This window comes from Streptomyces sp. NPDC017940, assembly GCF_044328435.1.
Taxonomy (GTDB): domain Bacteria; phylum Actinomycetota; class Actinomycetes; order Streptomycetales; family Streptomycetaceae; genus Streptomyces.
Genome location: NZ_JBIRHJ010000002.1, coordinates 834,028 through 849,939, shown reverse-complemented (window position 1 = coordinate 849,939; position 15,912 = coordinate 834,028). Strand labels below are relative to the sequence as shown.

Here is a 15,912-nt window from a genome sequence, read left to right as displayed (position 1 = left end):
AGTCCTAACGTCAGCGATGGTCAGTAGACGCCTTCGACGGCCCCGTGCGGCCCGGTCAGACCGTCCCGGAAGGCCTGGACCGCGGCCACGCCCTCCCACGGGAACCAAGGGTGCGGCCCTGTCCTGATCGCGCTGTCCCGTTCCAGGAGGTTGGGCAGGAAGAGGTCTTCGAGGAGGGTGGTGACGCGCACCCGCCCCCGCTCGCCCACGGGCACCTCGCGCCAGGGGTCGGCGGGGTCGACGACCTCCAGGACCGCGAAGGGCGGCGGCAGGTGGTAGGAGTGGCCGGTGCCGCCGGGCGGCGCGGGCGCGCCCGGCACCGCGTCGGCCTGGAGGGCGTGGCCGGCCAGGGTGTTGCCGTACGTGTCGATCCACTGCACGCCGTCGAGGTGCTCCTGGCGCAGGAAGGCGGCCTCGGCGGCGGAGCACGTGGTGCCGCCCGTGCACACCGCGCGGATGCCGTAGGTGTGCAGCGGTCGTGGCAGCCGCATGGCGAGTTCGAGGAGCAGCCGCGAGGTGGTGAACAGCAGCGAGGGGCGTTCGGCGGTCAGCAGGGCGAGGGTCTGCTCCACCAGGTGCGAGGTGTACGCGTCGACCTCGCCACTCGCGCGCAGGGACGCCTTCACCCAGCGCGGGTCGAAGTCGATGGCGTACACCGCGCCGCGCCAGCTGTCGGCGAGGCCCTCCACGAAGTGCCCGTACGCGTGCGGGCCGCTCGGTGTCATCGCGAGGACGTCGCCGCCCGCGACGCCGCGCGCCTCCAGGACGGTGCGGTAGATCTCCACGTCGTACGCGAGCCGCGTCACGTTCACGATCCGGCAGGGCGCGCCGGTGGTGCCGCCCGTCTCGAAGACCCGGAACGGCCGGTCCCGGTAGCCGCGCGGGCGCAGGTCGAGGGCGCTCGCGGCCCGCAGCTCGCCCTTGTCGAAGAGCCCGAAGAGCTCCAGGGCCGCGAAGCCGTCGACGTCGGTGAGCGGGTCGAAGCCGAGTCTGTCCCTGCGGCCGACCCAGAACGGGGAGCCCGTCTCCGGCTCGAAGTGCCAGCGCATCATGCGGCGCGTCCACGCGTCGAGGTCCACGGCCAGCTCGGGCACGCGCTCGCGCAGGGTGTCGTACAGGGTGTCGAAGGTGACCTGCGGGGCGTGGTCCGCCCGGGGCGAGGTGGTCATGGCTGTTCTCCTGGTGCCACCGGCGGTCGGTACACGAACAGGGAGTCGTCGGCGAGGGCGCGCGCGGCGTCGGCGGTGGCGCCGAGCACGGCGGCGAAGGGGAAGGGGACTTCGTGCCCGGCGAGCGGATGGCGCGCTTTGTCACCAGGGCGGCTGTCACTGGGGGCGCCGTCACCGAGGCCGCCGCTATCGGTGCCGCCGTCGCCGAGGCCGCCGTCATCGGTGCCGCCGTCGCCGAGACCGCCGCCCCCGAGGCTGTCGAGCAGCGCCAGCAGCGGCCGTACGAAGAGGTCCCCGCTCGTGCCGCGTACGAGGGCGGGCTCGCGGGTGAGGACGCGGTCTCCGGGGCGCATCCTGTCGAGTACGGAGGCGACGGCGCGGTCGGCCTCCGCGGGGTCGCGGAAGGCGGTCAGCGGCCAGTGCGGTTCCGCGGGGTCGGGGGCCGGCCCGGGGTGCAGCGCGTCGAGCGCCGTCGCGAGGGCCTTCGCCAGGGGTTCCGGGTCGTGGTCCACGCAGACGACGGTGCGTACGTTGCTACAGAACCGGCCCGAGTCGGCGGCGACCAGCGGCAGCAGCCAGGCCACCGTGTCGGCCAGGGGGAGGGGGCCGCGACCGCCGCCGGCACGCGCCGGGTCGGGCGGCACCAGGGCGCAGCCGCGTCCGGGACCGTGCAGCGTGAGGGCCGCCGAGTCCCGTACCGAAGCCGCGAGGCCCGCGCCGCCGTACACCACGTGCCGGTCGGTGAGGCCGGTCAGGCCGTGCAGGACGCGCTGTTCGGTGGGGTACAGGGCGAGGCGCTGCGGGGGCCAGCCCACCGCGAGGAGGGCGGCGACCAGGCGGGCGGCGGAGAACGGCTCGCGGCGGCTGGGACGCACCCAGACGCACGCGGACCGCTCGGCCTCGTCGAGGACGGAGTCCAGGCAGGTGAAGGTGTTGCCGGGCAGGGACACCAGGGCGAGCGCCTCGTCGGGCGCGGCGGCCGCGCGGCGGGCGGCACCGTCGTGGAGCAGCGCCCCCCAGCGGTCGACCAGGGGGCCGGGCAGTCCCGCGCTCTCCCACAGCACCGCCCGGAACCCGGCGGCGCTCTGCGGTCCGATGCCGCCGACCGTGACGGTGCCGTGCCGGAACAACTCCAGGGCGGCGAGGACGCGTTCGCGGCGGTCGGTGAGCGGGGGCAGGGCGGGGCGGACCGTGTCCCACCAGCGGCGGTCTGCGTGGGCGACGATGTGCGGGACGAGCGCGAGGCGGGTGCCCGCGGGGCCGGGCAGGGGGGTGGTGTCCAGGGAGGGCTGCCACGTGCCCCTGCGGAACGCGTGGACGCACGGCGACCCGCCGCCCTGTGCCCCTTCCCCTTCGGGCCCCCCTGCGTACGGCGCCGTCACGACAGCTCGCCCCGCAGCGCCTCGACCACCCGGAGCTGTTCGGCGCGGGTGAGCGTCGGGTACAGCGGCAGGGCGATGTGGTGCCGCGCGAACCAGCGTGCCTGCTCGAACGGCCCGCCGACGACGGCCGCACCCGCACCGGCCCCCGCCCCCGCACCGGCCCCCGCACCCGCACCCACACCGGCCCCCGCACCCCCATCGGTACGCGTCGCCTCCGCCGACGCGAAGTACGGCTGGTCGCACAGCAGATGGTCGTACACCTCGCCCGCGAGGGACACCCCGTGCCGCTCGCGCAGCCGCTTCTTCAGGAGGGTCCGGTCCGCGGGGGCGTCCAGATAGGCGAGGTACTTGTAGTAGTTGCTGTGCACGTCGGCGGGCACCGTGTGGGCGCGGACGCCGGGCACGTCGGCCAGCAGCTCGTCGTACTCGTGGGCGAGCGCGCGGCGCGCGGCCAGGGTGTCGTCGAACCGCTCCAGGTCCACCGTGCCGACGGCGGCGTGCAGTTCGCTCATGCGCCAGTTGCCGCCGGGGCGGTCGTGCAGCGTCGACCCCTGGGCGCTCTTGCCGTGGTCGCGCCAGCGCCGCACCTGCTCCGCGTCCTCGGCGTTCGCGCAGGTCACGAGGCCGCCCTCGCCGCTCACCGCGACCTTCGTGGGGAAGAAGGAGAACGCGCCGAACCGCCCGAAGGCACCCGCGAACCGGTCGCCGAGGGTCGCGCCGAGCGCGTGCGCGGCGTCCTCCACGACGGCGACTCCCCGCCGCTCGCACAGCGTGATCACGTCGTCGAGCGCGGGCGCGACGATGCCGCCGATGTGTACGGGAAGGACGGCCGCGGTGTCCGGATGGCGGTCGAGCGCCGCGCGCAAGGCGTCCGGGTCGAGGCCGAGCCCGTCGAGCTCGATGTCGACGAACCGTACCCGCGCCCCCGCCCGCACGGCCGCGGCCGCCGTCGCGAAGAACGTGTTGACCGGTACGAGCACGGTGCGCCCCGCCACGCCGACGATGCGCAGGGCGATCTCCAGAGCGGCCGCGCCGGAGGCGACCGCCACGCCCTCGCGCCCCGTCCAGCTCCGCGAGAGCTCCTCGAAGCGGGCGAGCCCCGGGCCCTGCGTGAGGTGACCGGAGGCGAGCGCGGCGTCCACCCGGTCGAGGACGGCGCGGCGCTCGGCCACGCCGAAGTGGACGCGCTGGGCGGGAACGTCGCCGACCGCCCCGGCCCCGGCAGCTCCGCCCCCGGCGGCCCCGGACGCTCCGGCTCCGCGACCCAGGGCGCCGGTGAAGAAGTCCGCCGCGTGCCGTACGTGTGTGCCGTGCCCCATGGGGAGTTCGTGCACGTCGAGGCGGTCCGTGGCGTCCGCCGCCCGGTAGCCGCGGCGGACGACGTCGGCGGCGGCGCGGGCGTCGGCTGGTTCCAGGTAGGCGTCGTCGGTGCCGAACTGGAGGTGCAGCGGGGCCGGGGCGAGCGCGGCGTAGAGGTCGCCCAGGTCGGCGTACTCCAGGATGCCCGGCAGGACCGCGCCCTCGTACCCGGTCAGGAGCCGTTCGTACAGCGCCGGATAGCTGCCGAGGTGGCTGGCCGCGCACACCGGCAGCGGGCGCGGCGCGAGCAGCGCGGTGTGCAGGGCGACGGCCGCGCCCAGGCTGTGCCCGAACAGGCCGACGCGGTCGGCGTCGACGAGGGGGTGCGAGGTGAGGACGTCGAGGGCGCCCAGGGTGTCGCCGACGAGGGCGCCGAGGAGCGAGCGACCGGTGAGGGCGAAGGCGTGCGCCAGCAGGGCGCCCTCCTCGCGCCCGCCGCGCCGCTGTTCGTCGAGGCCGCCGCCGATCCCGTGCTCGAAGGTCAGCGTGACGAACCCCGACCGTGCCAGGTGCTCGGCGACGTTCCGGTCGGGGAAGTCCGGCGGGCTCTCGCCGGTGAGCTGCTCCAGGCGGGCGTTCTTGCCGCCGAGGACCAGGACGGCGGGGGCGGGGGCGGTGGTGTCGGGCGGGGCGAGCAGGGTGGCCTGGAAGGAGCCGCGCGCCGGGGAGCTGAGGGTCAGGTGTTCGCGCCGCAGACCGCCGGTGACGGTGGTGTCGACGGCGGTGGTCTCCAGCGGGGCGCGGTCGACGCGGGCCAGGCGTTCCACTACCGCTCGGACCCCGCGGGACCAGGCGATGTGCGCGGGGGCGTCGGAGAGGGGTGGAGTGGGGCGCAGGGTGGGTTCGGCTCCGAGCAGGCGGCGCACGTGGGTGGTCTGCATGCGGGTGCGATCGCTCCTGTGAGTGTGCGGGTGGCTTGCCCTCGCGGGGGCGCCCCTGGCCCGCCCCTTCCCGAACCGGGGGCTGCGCCCCCGGGCCCCCCTTTTTTCGGCGCTTCGCGCCTCGTCCTCAAACGCCGGACGGGCTGTAACGGCAAGGGGAGGGGGACAGGGCGGGCGGGGGCAGGGCTCAGACGAAGTCCGCGTGCAAGGTGTCAGGGACCTCGACCGCGTACGCGTCCAGCGCCTCGTCCAGTTTGATCTGACCGCGCTTGAGGAGCTCGAGGAGCTCGTTCTGCGGGCGGTAGAAACACGATTTGCACAGGTCCGTGCGGTTGGGGTTGGTGGCCTCCCACTCGGCGCGCGGGCCGCCGTCGAGGACCGTGGGATAGCCGAGGTCCACGACGTCACCGATGCGGTACCGGCTGTTGAGGTGGACCTGCGGGCACGGGTAGAGGTGGCCGTCGGCGCCGACCGCCGTCACGAAGCGGCTGTAGTGGCAGCGGTCGAAGTCGCCCTCGACCTCCTCGACCTGGTCCATGGGACCACGGTCCAGCTTCGGCACCGACACCTCGAACTCGTCCGTGGACAGGGCCGCGGCCTCGGTGAGCGATCCGGAGATCTCCGCCATGACGGACTCGATGGTCTCGTGGCCCATCGCGCTGTAGAACTCCGGCTCGAAGCGGACGTAGTGCGCACCGGACTCGTGGGCGATGCGGGCCGCCTCCAGGATCTCGCGGTAGTTCTGCATCGTGATCACGTAGTTGAAGCCGATGCGGAAGTCCGGCGCGACCGCGTTGTCCCGCAGATGGCCGATCGTCCCGATGAACTTGGAGAACGTCTGCTCGCGGTCCCGGGTGATGTCGTTGAACGTGGCCTCCGTGCCCGCGTTCATGCCGACCCGCACCCAGGTGTGGGTCGCGGTGACACAGTCGGCGACCTTCGGGCGGCCGAGCCGGGAGCCGTTGGTGATCAGGCCGATGCGCAGGCCGGAATCGTGCCCGGCGTAGCAGATGTCGGCGTAACCCGGGTGGATGGTGCACTCACCGCTGCCGCAGAACGTCACGGCGCGGCCCTCGTTCGCGGCGAACTCCTTGAGCAGGGTGATCGCCTTGTCGGTGGTGAGGGAGTCCTTGAACGAGAACAGGTCGTAGAACTGCTCCTCGTTCGGCGAATGGAAGTTGCAGAAATTGCAACGCATATTGCAGGCGCCCATGATGCCGATCCGCATGTGGACCGGTTTGATCTCTTCGCCTGCCACGAATCGCCGCAGGAGATCACCGTGCGCCATGACTTTCTGCGGTGAGTGTGCTTGATCGAGACTTACGTCCGGGAGGCCGTCGCCGTTCTTGGGTGCGGCCAGGCCGATATCGCGGGCACCTTCAGTGCTGTTCACGAACGCCTCCACGCGCTTTTGGGCTGCGTTTTACGTTGTCCGAGCGACCTTGGCGACAGTAGGAGAGCGCTTCCTAAAGTGTCAACGGGTCTAGACAAACCGGAAGTTGAGTAAACATCTATCGCGTCGTCGATTCAGGCCAATGTGGGGGGCACGTGTTGTTGTCACGTGCCATCCCCGGATGCCGTCCCTCGACCGCCGACTGGCCGCTGACTGGCCGCCGACTGGCCGTCGGCCCCCTTGCTGTCCGTCAGGGGCACGGGTGCCGGAACGTCTTCGCGAAGGTCCGGTACGTCGTTCCCGGGCGCCGGTGCTTCGCGGCCGGGTGCTCGATGACGGGGACCGGCTTGCACACCGGCCACTGGTCGGTGTCCGAGGACTTCTCGAACCCGTACGTGCCCGCAGCGCCCTGTAGGCAGCCGATGCAGCGGGTGGACTCGCCGGTGTCGACGATGCTCGCGTCGATGAGGGTGTTGTACACGTCGTCCTTCGTCGGTGTCCGCACCGGTGACGGCGTGCCCGTGGAGCCGTCGGTGCCCTCGTTCGCCTCCGAGTACGACCGGTCGAAGGCGTTGGCCAGGAGCATGAAGGCGTCGTGGTACATGATCGCGTAACCGTCGTCGAGCGGTTTGGCACCGAGGTCGTAGGGCTTCCTCATCTTCTCGAAGACCGAGAGGAAGCCGCCGAGTCCGACGGGCGCGCCGTTCTTCGTCCGCCACCATTCGGGCGTCACCGACGCGGCGGCGACCAGTGTCGTCCGTGTTTCCCGCAGCATCGCGGTGAGTTCGTCGGTGGTGAGGGTCGGTTCGAGGCCGATGCCGACCTTCAGGATGCGCACGGGGTTGTCGCGGTCGCAGGAAGGCTCCTGTGACAGACGTTTCACGAGTGCCGGGAGATCCTGATCGCGTCCGGCGAAGAACACGGTGTCGGAGTCGGTCACACAGATCTTCTGCGCGGCGGACTGGAATCGCTGCGGGATGCCGGCGACCGGTCCCGTCGAACCGAGGAACGAGGCCGAGCGCTTGCGCAGCCCGTACTTCGCACCGAATTTCTTCTCCAGGAGCCGGTGGAGATTGCGCGAGTACACGTCGTCGGGTCGGCTGTCGAAGACGAGGAAGCCTTTTCCCCGGCCCTTGTTCTTCTTCAGGTACTGATCGAGTGCATCCACCAACAGGTCGTTGTTCGGTGAGGTCTTGAAGAAATACGGGGCGTTCATGTCGGCGGAGGTGATGACCGGGCCCACGGTCGCGATCCGGCGCTCGCTCAGTGCCCGCATCGCGTCCCGGGTCTCGGGCGTACTGCTCGGCAGGCCCATCACGCCCACCAGCGGTGTCTGCCGGTCGTCGGTGAGCTCCTCGAGGTCGTCGACCACGGGGCGCCACTCGTCGAGGTCCTTGCCGTCGGGCGCCATGAGGAGCTGGTAGTGCGGCCCGCCGCTGCTGTTGGCGCGCAGCTGGGCGGCGTGCGCACCGGCCAGGGCGCGGCGGATCATGTCCGCGGTCATGGCACTGGAGTCGTCGGAGGTGAAGGGCATCATCAGCGCGATGCGGCCGTACGGCATCGGCGTCTCGCCCTGCTTCGGGGCCGACCAGGCCTTCGCCACCCGCGCGTTCTCGTCCGCGACGGCTTCGACCAGCGCCTCGATGTCGTCGTTCGCCTCGAACACCTCGCCGGTGACGCCCACGCACTCGCCGTCATGCCTCTCCAGGCCCCCGGCGCAGTCCCCCGGGCGTGTCGCGAGATACACGACCACGCCCACGGCGATCAGGACCAGCGGCACCAGCACGGCGACGGCCTTGTCGAGGGGGCCGAACCCGTTGCGACGGCTCAGGAACATGCTTCCTCACAGTTCGGGCAGCGGGAGGGGACGCTTGGCGCGGACGGCGGCCGGCCAGGTGCGGGCGGCCTGGCTCAGCACCGCGCGCCAGGACTGGTGCCGCAGCGAGAGGAACGCCAGCTCCGCTCCGATGTCGTCGCACAGGTCGGCCTCCGGCTCGGCGGCCGCGTCGGACAGGTACCACAGGCCGTGCAGCAGCCTGTTGATGCAGCGGTCGATCTCGTCTATGTCGTGATAGCGCTCGTCGAACGCGCCCGCCGCCATCGCGGCGCGCTCGTCGTCCCAGTCCGCCGCGGGCGGGGGCGGTGCGGTCGCCGCGTACCACAGGCAGTTCAGCCAGCGCAGCGCGCTCTGCCGGTCCTGCTCCGACTGGAACTCCTCGGACAGCGCCGCCACCACCGTCTTCGCGTCCCCGGCCGCCAGCGTGTGGCGTAGCGCGTCGGCCTCGCTGTCCTCACCGCGCGTGGTGTGGTGGCGCCGCAGGAAGCCGTGGATCTCCTGCCAGCCGCGGCGCGAGTCGGTGCCCTGGGAGGTGCGGCGCGCCTCGTGCACGAGCAGGGTGGAGAGGAGCGGGTCGGCGGCGAGGGGCCGGTCCTGCGGCGTGTCGTGCTGCCACTGCTCGGCCTCCAGGTAGTCGGCGGCGGCGTTCGCGGGCAGCTGTTCGGGGCCTTCGAGGCGCAGATGCGCGGCCAGTGCCTGCGCCGCCGTGCTGTCGCGGGCCAGGGACAGCGGTACGAGCCTGGCCCGCTGGTGCGGCGAGGGCAGCAGCCGCTCCAGGATCGCCTGGGTCACCGGCACGCCGTCGGCGGTGGTCAGTTCGAGGAGGTTGCGCGGGCCGAGCGGACCCGCGGGCGGCCCCGGCGCCGAGTCCCGTGTGGCCGTCGCGCGGGTGTGGTCGAGGACGGCGTCGCACAGCACACCGGCGGCCAGCGGGTGCCCGCCGGTGAGGGTGTGCAGCGCGGACGCCAGGTACGGGTGCAGCGGAGCCGAGGCGGCGTCCAGCATCAGCAGGACGTCGTCGCGGCTGAGCGGGGTGAGCGGCACCACGAGCAGGCCCGCCGACGGGGCGTGTCCCGCGCGCCGCCAGTGCGTGGAGGTCACCAGGTCCGGCAGTGCGCGGCGGGCGGCGTCCCCGGCGTCGGCCGGCGCGTCGCCGAGCCGGGTGGCGACGACCACCAGCGGGTCGTGCGGGGCGGTGCCGGGCCGCGCGCGGTAGGCGAGGACGAGGTCGACGAGGCGTTCGCCCGCGGGGGAGTGGGTGTTGTCGAGCAGGACCAGGGGGCGCGGATCGCGGTTCAGGCGCTGCCACTTGCTGCGGGCGGCGGTGATGTCCTGGAGGAAGGCGTGCACGAGGGTCTGCTCGGCCGCCTGCCGGTAGTCGCCGCCGCGGTGGAACCAGTCGGCGAGCCGGAGGAGGCCGTCGTGGTCCTCCGCCGCCGCGCCCGCGGCGCCCTCGGACTCGGCGTACCGGTCCTGGTACCACTGGCGCGGGGGTGCGGAGCCGCGCCCGCGCGCGTACCGCTCGAAGTACTCGGCGAGCGCCGCGCGCACGACGGCGTGCCGACCGCCCCGGGCGCCACCGGCGTGCCGGTCATCTCGGGCGCCACCGGCGTGCCGGTCGCCCCGGGCGTCACCGGCGTGCTGCGGGACCGCGTCCCGCACGTCACCGCCGTCCAGGCGCCCCCGCAGCCGGCCCGCCCACCGCTGGGCGACGTCCGCCTCGGAGCCGGACTCCAGGTGGCAGGCGAGCAGGAGGCGGGCGAGGCGCAGGGTGGTGCGGGTGCGCTCGCCCTGTTCGCCGTGGTCGCCGGGTTCGCCGTACCCGGCGAAGACGGTGAGCAGGCCGGGAAGCAGCAGCGGGAAGCGCCGGCCGGTGTCGGGTGCGAGGGAGCGCACGAGGTCGGCGAGGAGCTCGACGACCTGGGGTGTCTCCGCGGTGTCGACGAACGCGAGCGGCAGCCGCCCGGCGTAGTGCCGTTCCAGGGCGCGCAGGACGGCGGTCCTGCCCATGCCGTGCCGCCCGGTGAGGAGGACCAGCGGCAGGTCCTTGTCGTGCTCCCAGGGGACGCGGGTGCGCTGGGCGTAGGCGAGACCCGTGAGGCGGGGGACCAGACCGTGGAGCAGCGGATCGCGTGCGTACAGCCGAGGGGCTTCGGATGTGTGCATCTCGCCGGATTCCGCTCCCGTCCTTGGCAGCTCCCGCTTGCTTCCCGTCCCGCCGGTACCGAAGGTCTCCCGGGGGCGCCATGCCGGCGTCAACTGCGGTGAAGGTGCATGAAGTTACACCCACCACTATCCGCTGGCCAGGGCTTACGTGGCAGGGGATCGGGCATATTACGGCGGATCTGTGACATGGCGCGGGTTGCGGATGAAGGGCGTGGTGGGAGCGGGGTGCGGGCGGGTCCTGAGCCCGGCCGCAGGGGGGTGCAAAAGGGGTGCGCAGAGAGGTACGAGGGGGGTGCACAGGGGGCGCGGAGGTGTCGGGCGGCGCGTCGGGGTTCAGGTGCGCGGGCGCACCGTGAGAGCCACGCGCGCGGGCAGCTCGTCCGCGTGGTGCACCTCGCCCGGATAGTCGAGGCGCACCCGGCGCAGTGCGGGAAGCCCGGCCAGATGCACCAGGTCGACGGTGTCGAACAGGGTGAGGTGAACGTCCTGGAGGCCCGGCAGGCGGCGTGCGATCCGCCGCAGCGACACCGTGGCGCCGGGCCGTGAGCGCACTTCGAGGGCGGTGAGCTGCGGGATGCGGGCGCCCGGCGGGAAGAGCATCATGCTCAGCTGCTCGTGCGAGAGGCGCAGGGTGCGCAGCGTGGGCAGGTCGGCGAGGAGCGCGTCCCAGTCGTCGGGCCTGAGCCGGTCGCTCGCGTTGTGCAGCCGCAGCTCGCGCAGCTGGGTCAGGGCGGTGACGTCGGCGAGCTCGACGGCGTCGGGCGGCAGCGAGAGCAGTCGCAGCGCGCCGGGCCGCGGCAGGTCGCGCAGGCCGCGCCACGGAACGGCCGCGCCCAGGAGCAGCGAGTCCAGGTTCGGGCACGCGGAGAGCCGGGCCAGCGGTTCCAGCTGGGGCAGGTCGGCGAGGGTGAGCCGGGAGAGCAGGGGCAGCCGGGTCAGCGGCGCGGTGTCGCTGATGGCGTGGCAGCCGTGCAGGGCGAGGGCCTGGAGGCCGGAGAACGCCGACAGGAACCCCAGCGACGTCAGCCGCTCGTTGCCGCGCAGGCGCAGCTCGCGCAGGTTGTCCGCGTTCAGGGCGCCGACGATCTCCTGCTCGCTGAAGTCGCCCTGGAGCACCACGCGTGCGTACCCGGACATCGCGCTCAGTGCCTTCAGCTCGGCCGCCGAGCGGACCGTGACGGCCTCGCCCGCGCCGGCCGCGAGCAGCGGCTTGACGATCTCCTCGGCGTACTCGTCGGTGTCGAACCGGTCCCAGTGGGCGAGCAGTTGGGTGCGCACCGCGGGCTGCGTCGTCGTCACGAACTCACGCAGCCGGGCCAGGGCCGCGTCGCCGCCGATGCGGCAGATCGCGTGCACGGTCGTCACCTCGGCGTCGCCGGAGAGCCCTGCCGCCTCGGGCAGCAGGCCGAGCAGCAGCGTCCCGGTCTCCGCGAGTGCCCTGGCCTCGCGCATGCTCCGCGGCGGCAGGAGCTGGGCGGCGCGCTCCTCGACGACGGCGCGGACGCCCGGGTCGAGTCGGGTGGCGTGATCGAGGGAGGCCAGGGCGAGCAGGCGCAGGCGCACCCGCACGGTGTCGTCGTCCTCGCGGTCCGCCCGCGCGCTGAGCCGGGTGAGGAGGTCGGCGCGCTCGTCGGGCCTCGCCTGGGCGACGGCCATTTGCAGCACGTCCTCCCACTGGTCGAGGTGCGCGTGCGCGACGAGCGCCCCGATGTCGTGGTCCTCCAGGGCGGCCTTCGCGCCGAGGAAGTCCTGGAAGGTGCGGTGGATGAAGTCCACCGCGCCGACGCCCGGTTCCCGCAGCAGCCCCGAGCGGTCGATGAGCAGCGACAGGACGAACTCGGCGCTGCCCGCCGCGGCGAGCTGCGGCACGGACGGGCGCAGCCGCTCCACCAGGTCGACGGCCTCCTGCCGCTTCAGGCGGGTGCGCTCGTTGCGGATCAGCCAGTACGCGAGCCGCTTGAGGGGTTCGGTCGCCGACTTCTGGTCCAGGAGCGAGGGCAGATAGCGTTCCTGGTCGCGGCGCTCCAGGAGCATCGCGAGCGCGGCCTCGTACAACGCGACCCGGCCCTTGGGCAGATGGCCCTTGCGCTCGCGGTTCAGCGCGCAGATGAGGGTGCACAGCAGCGGGTTGGTGGCCAGGCGGCTCAGCTCGGGCGAGGACCGCAGCGCGCGCATCAGCGTCGCGGCGAGCGCGTTGTCGGGGCCCGCGGCGTCGTGCCAGCGCTGGATGAACCTGCGTACGTGACCGGGCCGCATCGGCGTGAGGGTGAACTCGCGGAAGCCCTCGCTGCCGAGCCAGTCCCGGGGCAGCGCGGAGGGCCGGGTGGTGACGAGCCAGAGGTTGCCGGGGAAGGCCTTGCGCAGCTTGGCGAGCCAGGAGCGGGCCCGGAGCCGCTCGCCCTCGGGGATCTCGTCGACGCCGTCGACGAGGAGCACCCCGCGACCGGCCTGGAGGACCCGCACCGCCCACCCCCGGGGTTCGCTGCCCGTGAGCGGACAGTCGATCCACTCCAGGAAGCGGTCGGGCACGGGCAGTTCGGTGTCCTCGCGGGCCAGCGTGCGCAGCGGAAGGACGAACGGCACCCGGCCGAGGAGCTGCGGCAGATGCCCGGGCACCCGGTCCTGCTGCGCGGTGGTGGTCGCGAGCCACTGCACGAGCGTGGTCTTGCCGGTGCCCGCGACGCCGCGGAGCAGTACCCGGTCGTGTGCGGCGAGCGCCGCCTCCACCGGGCCCGTGGCGCGCTCGGACTCCGGGTCGGGGTCGACGGCACGCCCGTCGGCCTCGCCGTTGGCCGTGCCGGGCACCGGTTCGACGGGATCCCTCGCGGCTACGGCCTCCAGGCTCAGGTAGGCGGTCTCCAGGGGCCAGACCTGGCTCCGCCGGTCGTGCAGGTCGACGCCGTGGATGGTGAGGCTGGAGTGCGCGCCGACGACGTAGCGGGTGTAGCGCTCCTCGAAGTCGGTGTCCTCCGCGAGCGTCGTCGGCAGCCGCTCCAGGAGGACGCGGATCTGCTCCTTCTGCTCGCTCAGACCGCGCCGCAGCTCGACGTGGGAGCGGGCCTCGAAGCCGGGGCGCTTGCTGAACTGGTGGACCAGGTGCAGACAGGCCGTCACGAGCAGGCGGTCGTGCAGGCGGGCGGCGTCGTCGCTGAGCAGGGCGCGGGTCTCCGGGGCGCTGGCGCGCACCAGGGCCGCGGCGAGCTTCTCGGGGCCGAGGTCGAAGGCCTGCACGTCGTCCATGTCCAGGTCGCCGAGGGCGCGCAGGGTGTGGCCGAGTGCGTAGCCGACGGCGTTCTGCTCGTCGGGTGCGATGGGCGGGTCGTGGGGTCCTGCCGCACGCATCGCGCGGCGCACCAACTCCCGTGCCAGCTGGTAGAGATCGGCCTCGCTGAGGGTGCGCCGGTCGCCGGTGAAGGACAGCAGGCGCCGGATGCGCACCGGGCGCTCGCCGAACTCCGCGCCCGGCCGGCTCGGGGGCGGCAGCAGCAACCGTTTCACCAGCGGCACCATCACCGACGACGCGATCCGCAGCCCCACCGTGCCTGCGTCCACTCACACCCCCAGCCGTGCACACCCGCTTCCCGGCACCTTAGACCGTGAGCGGGCGCCCGCGCAGCGGGGCGACGACGGCCACCGGGAACGGCTGCCGACGGGCCCCGCGCGTCGGTTAGCCTCGCGTGGTGACGACATCTGCCGCTCCGCGACGGGCACCGAGGCTGCTCGGCATCAGTGACCTGCACATCGCCTATGCCGAGAACAGGAAGTTCGTCGACCAGCTCTGGCCGGAACACGAAGGTGACTGGCTGATAGTCGCCGGTGACATCGGCGAGATGATGCGCGACGTCGAGTGGGCGCTGCGCACCCTCGCCGAGCGGTTCGACACGGTCGTCTGGTCGCCCGGCAACCACGAGCTGTGGACGCCTGTCGACGACCCGAACCGGCTGCGCGGCGAGGCCCGCTACCGCCACATCGTCGACCTGTGCCGCGACATCGGCGTGCCGACCCCCGAGGACCCCTTCCCCGTGTGGCGCGGCGAGGGCGGCCCGGTGGTCGTCGCCCCGCTGTTCCTGTTGTACGACTACACGTTCCGGCCCGAGGGCAAGCACACCAAGAAGGCGGCGCTCGAGTACGCCTACGAGACCGGTGTGGTGTGCACGGACGAGGTGCTCCTGCACCCCGACCCGTACGCCACCCGCGAGGACTGGTGCCGCGCCCGCGTCGCGTACAGCCGGGAACGGCTCGACGCCCTCGACCCGCAGCTGCCGACGGTCCTCGTCAACCACTGGCCCGTGGTCCGCGAGCCCACGCGCATCCTGCACTACCCCGAGTTCGCCCTGTGGTGCGGCACGGAGGCCACCGCCGACTGGCCCGTGCGGTACCGCGCGACGGCCGTCGTGTACGGGCATCTGCACATCCCGCGCACCCTCACCCACGACGGCGTGCGGCACGTGGAGGTGTCCGTCGGCTACCCGCGCGAGTGGCAGCGCGACTGGCACCCCTCGCCACGGCTGTGGCAGATCCTGCCCGAGCCGGAGCAGGTGGAGGGTTTGCGGCCCAGGCGCTGAGGGGGCTTGGGGCCGGAGGGGCCGAGCGGGCCTGGGGCTGGGGCCGAGGGGCCGGGAGGTTCTGCGGCGACCTGCCGCGTGCTGTGCGCCGAGCGCCGCATGCCGTGCGCCGCGTGCCGCATGCCGAGTGCCGCGCGCCGCATGCCGAGTGTCGCGTGCCGATGGAACCGGGCCGGGTCCGGTCCTAGAGTGGGCGCGCAGGCCCGTACCCGCACGAGGGGACCGCACACGTGAACCCAGGCGCACCCGCCCCCGGCGACGCCGGTTCGGCCTACACCGGCGCTGATCCCGACCCAGGCCCCGACCCCGGATCAGCCAGGGGCCCGGGCGCAGCCGCCCACAGCCACAGTGACACCCACAGCCACAGTGACACCCCCAGCCCCGCCCCCGCGGCAGCCCGCTTCACCGGTCGCGTCGCCGTGGTCACCGGCGGCGCCTCCGGCATCGGTGCCGCCACCGCCGCCCGCCTCGCGGCGGAGGGCGCGGCCGTCGTCGTCGCCGACGTGGCCGCCGAGCGCGGCGAGGCGGTCGTGGAGGCGATCCGGGCCGACGGCGGCCGCGCCGTCCTCGTGCCCGCGGACGTCACCGACGCCTCCGCCTGGGACGACGTGGTGGCCGCCGCGCACAGCTTCGGCCCCGTCGGCGTCCTGTCCGCCAACGCCTACGCGTGTGACATCGCCCCCGCCCACGAGATGAGCCAGGCCTCCTGGGAGCGCCAGCTCGCGGTGAACCTCACCGGCGTGTTCCTCGGGTTCAAGGCCGTCCTCGCGGACCTGCGCGCCCACCGCGGCGCCGTCGTCCTCACCTCCTCCGTGCACGCGCGCACCGGCATCCCCGGCCGTCCCGCGTACGCGGCGAGCAAGGGCGCCCTGCTCTCGCTGTGCGGCCAGCTCGCCGTCGAGTACGGGCCCGACGTGCGGGTCAACGCGGTGCTTCCGGGACCGGTCCTCACGCCCGCCTGGGAGGGCATCGGCGAGGCGGACCGCGCGCTCACCGTCCAGGGTACGGCCGCCGGGCGGTTCGGCTCGCCGGAGGAGGTCGCGGCGGCCATCGCCTTCCTCGCCGCGGACGAGGCGTCGTACATCACCGGGACGAGCCTGGTCGTGGACGGCGGCTGGAGCGTGACCAAGGCATCGGCGTGAGCCGGGCGGGCCGCGAAC

Annotated in this window: 9 protein-coding genes; 2 read left to right on the top strand and 7 right to left on the bottom strand. The window is 73.5% G+C overall.

Translation table 11 applies throughout. The annotated features are described in order from the left end of the window. Positions 1-20: 20 nt before the first annotated feature. The 7 genes from ACH4DX_RS09195 to ACH4DX_RS09165 form a co-directional block, all read right to left on the bottom strand. Positions 21-1,169 carry a hypothetical protein gene (locus ACH4DX_RS09195; protein WP_398114845.1) on the bottom strand — a complete coding sequence of 383 codons (1,149 nt, stop codon included), beginning with the start codon at positions 1,167-1,169 and terminating at the stop codon, positions 21-23. Next, the gene (locus ACH4DX_RS09190) at positions 1,166-2,551 is read right to left on the bottom strand and encodes a hypothetical protein (protein WP_398154612.1); all 1,386 of its coding nucleotides are present in this window, start codon (positions 2,549-2,551) and stop codon (positions 1,166-1,168) included. The genes ACH4DX_RS09195 and ACH4DX_RS09190 overlap by 4 nt, the downstream gene beginning before the upstream one ends. After that, the gene (locus ACH4DX_RS09185) at positions 2,548-4,791 is read right to left on the bottom strand and encodes an aminotransferase class I/II-fold pyridoxal phosphate-dependent enzyme (RefSeq protein ID WP_398154611.1); all 2,244 of its coding nucleotides are present in this window, start codon (positions 4,789-4,791) and stop codon (positions 2,548-2,550) included. Before ACH4DX_RS09185 ends, ACH4DX_RS09190 begins: the two co-directional genes overlap by 4 nt. A gap of 187 nt (positions 4,792-4,978) precedes the next feature. Beyond that, positions 4,979-6,184 carry a radical SAM protein gene (locus ACH4DX_RS09180; RefSeq protein WP_398154610.1) on the bottom strand — a complete coding sequence of 402 codons (1,206 nt, stop codon included), beginning with the start codon at positions 6,182-6,184 and terminating at the stop codon, positions 4,979-4,981. A gap of 250 nt (positions 6,185-6,434) precedes the next feature. After that, on the bottom strand, positions 6,435-8,021 hold the full coding sequence (locus ACH4DX_RS09175) for an ABC transporter substrate-binding protein (protein WP_398154609.1): 1,587 nt from the start codon (positions 8,019-8,021) through the stop codon (positions 6,435-6,437). Positions 8,022-8,027: 6 nt separating this feature from the next. Beyond that, positions 8,028-10,187, bottom strand: a complete 2,160-nt coding sequence (locus tag ACH4DX_RS09170; protein WP_398154608.1) for an ATP-binding protein — start codon at positions 10,185-10,187, stop codon at positions 8,028-8,030. A 333-nt stretch (positions 10,188-10,520) separates the two neighbouring features. After that, positions 10,521-13,739: an NACHT domain-containing protein gene (locus ACH4DX_RS09165; protein ID WP_398154607.1), complete on the bottom strand. Its 3,219-nt coding sequence runs from the start codon at positions 13,737-13,739 to the stop codon at positions 10,521-10,523. Between the two features lie 128 nt (positions 13,740-13,867). On the opposite strand from ACH4DX_RS09165, the gene ACH4DX_RS09160 reads away from it, so the two are divergent. Together ACH4DX_RS09160 and ACH4DX_RS09155 are read left to right on the top strand one after the other, a co-directional pair. Next, positions 13,868-14,752, top strand: a complete 885-nt coding sequence (locus tag ACH4DX_RS09160; protein ID WP_398154606.1) for a metallophosphoesterase family protein — start codon at positions 13,868-13,870, stop codon at positions 14,750-14,752. 419 nt (positions 14,753-15,171) lie between these two features. Beyond that, entirely contained in the window at positions 15,172-15,894 is a 723-nt protein-coding gene (locus tag ACH4DX_RS09155) for an SDR family NAD(P)-dependent oxidoreductase (RefSeq protein ID WP_398154765.1), read from the top strand. The last annotated feature ends 18 nt before the right edge of the window (positions 15,895-15,912 follow it).

Excerpts from the sequence above, each read along its gene's own strand:
- ACH4DX_RS09195 (WP_398114845.1), bottom strand. The coding sequence starts at position 1,169 with ATGACCACCTCGCCCCGGGCGGACCACGCCCCGCAGGTCACCTTCGAC.
- ACH4DX_RS09185 (WP_398154611.1), bottom strand. The coding sequence starts at position 4,791 with ATGCAGACCACCCACGTGCGCCGCCTGCTCGGAGCCGAACCCACCCTG.
- ACH4DX_RS09175 (WP_398154609.1), bottom strand. The coding sequence starts at position 8,021 with ATGTTCCTGAGCCGTCGCAACGGGTTCGGCCCCCTCGACAAGGCCGTC.
- ACH4DX_RS09170 (WP_398154608.1), bottom strand. The coding sequence starts at position 10,187 with ATGCACACATCCGAAGCCCCTCGGCTGTACGCACGCGATCCGCTGCTC.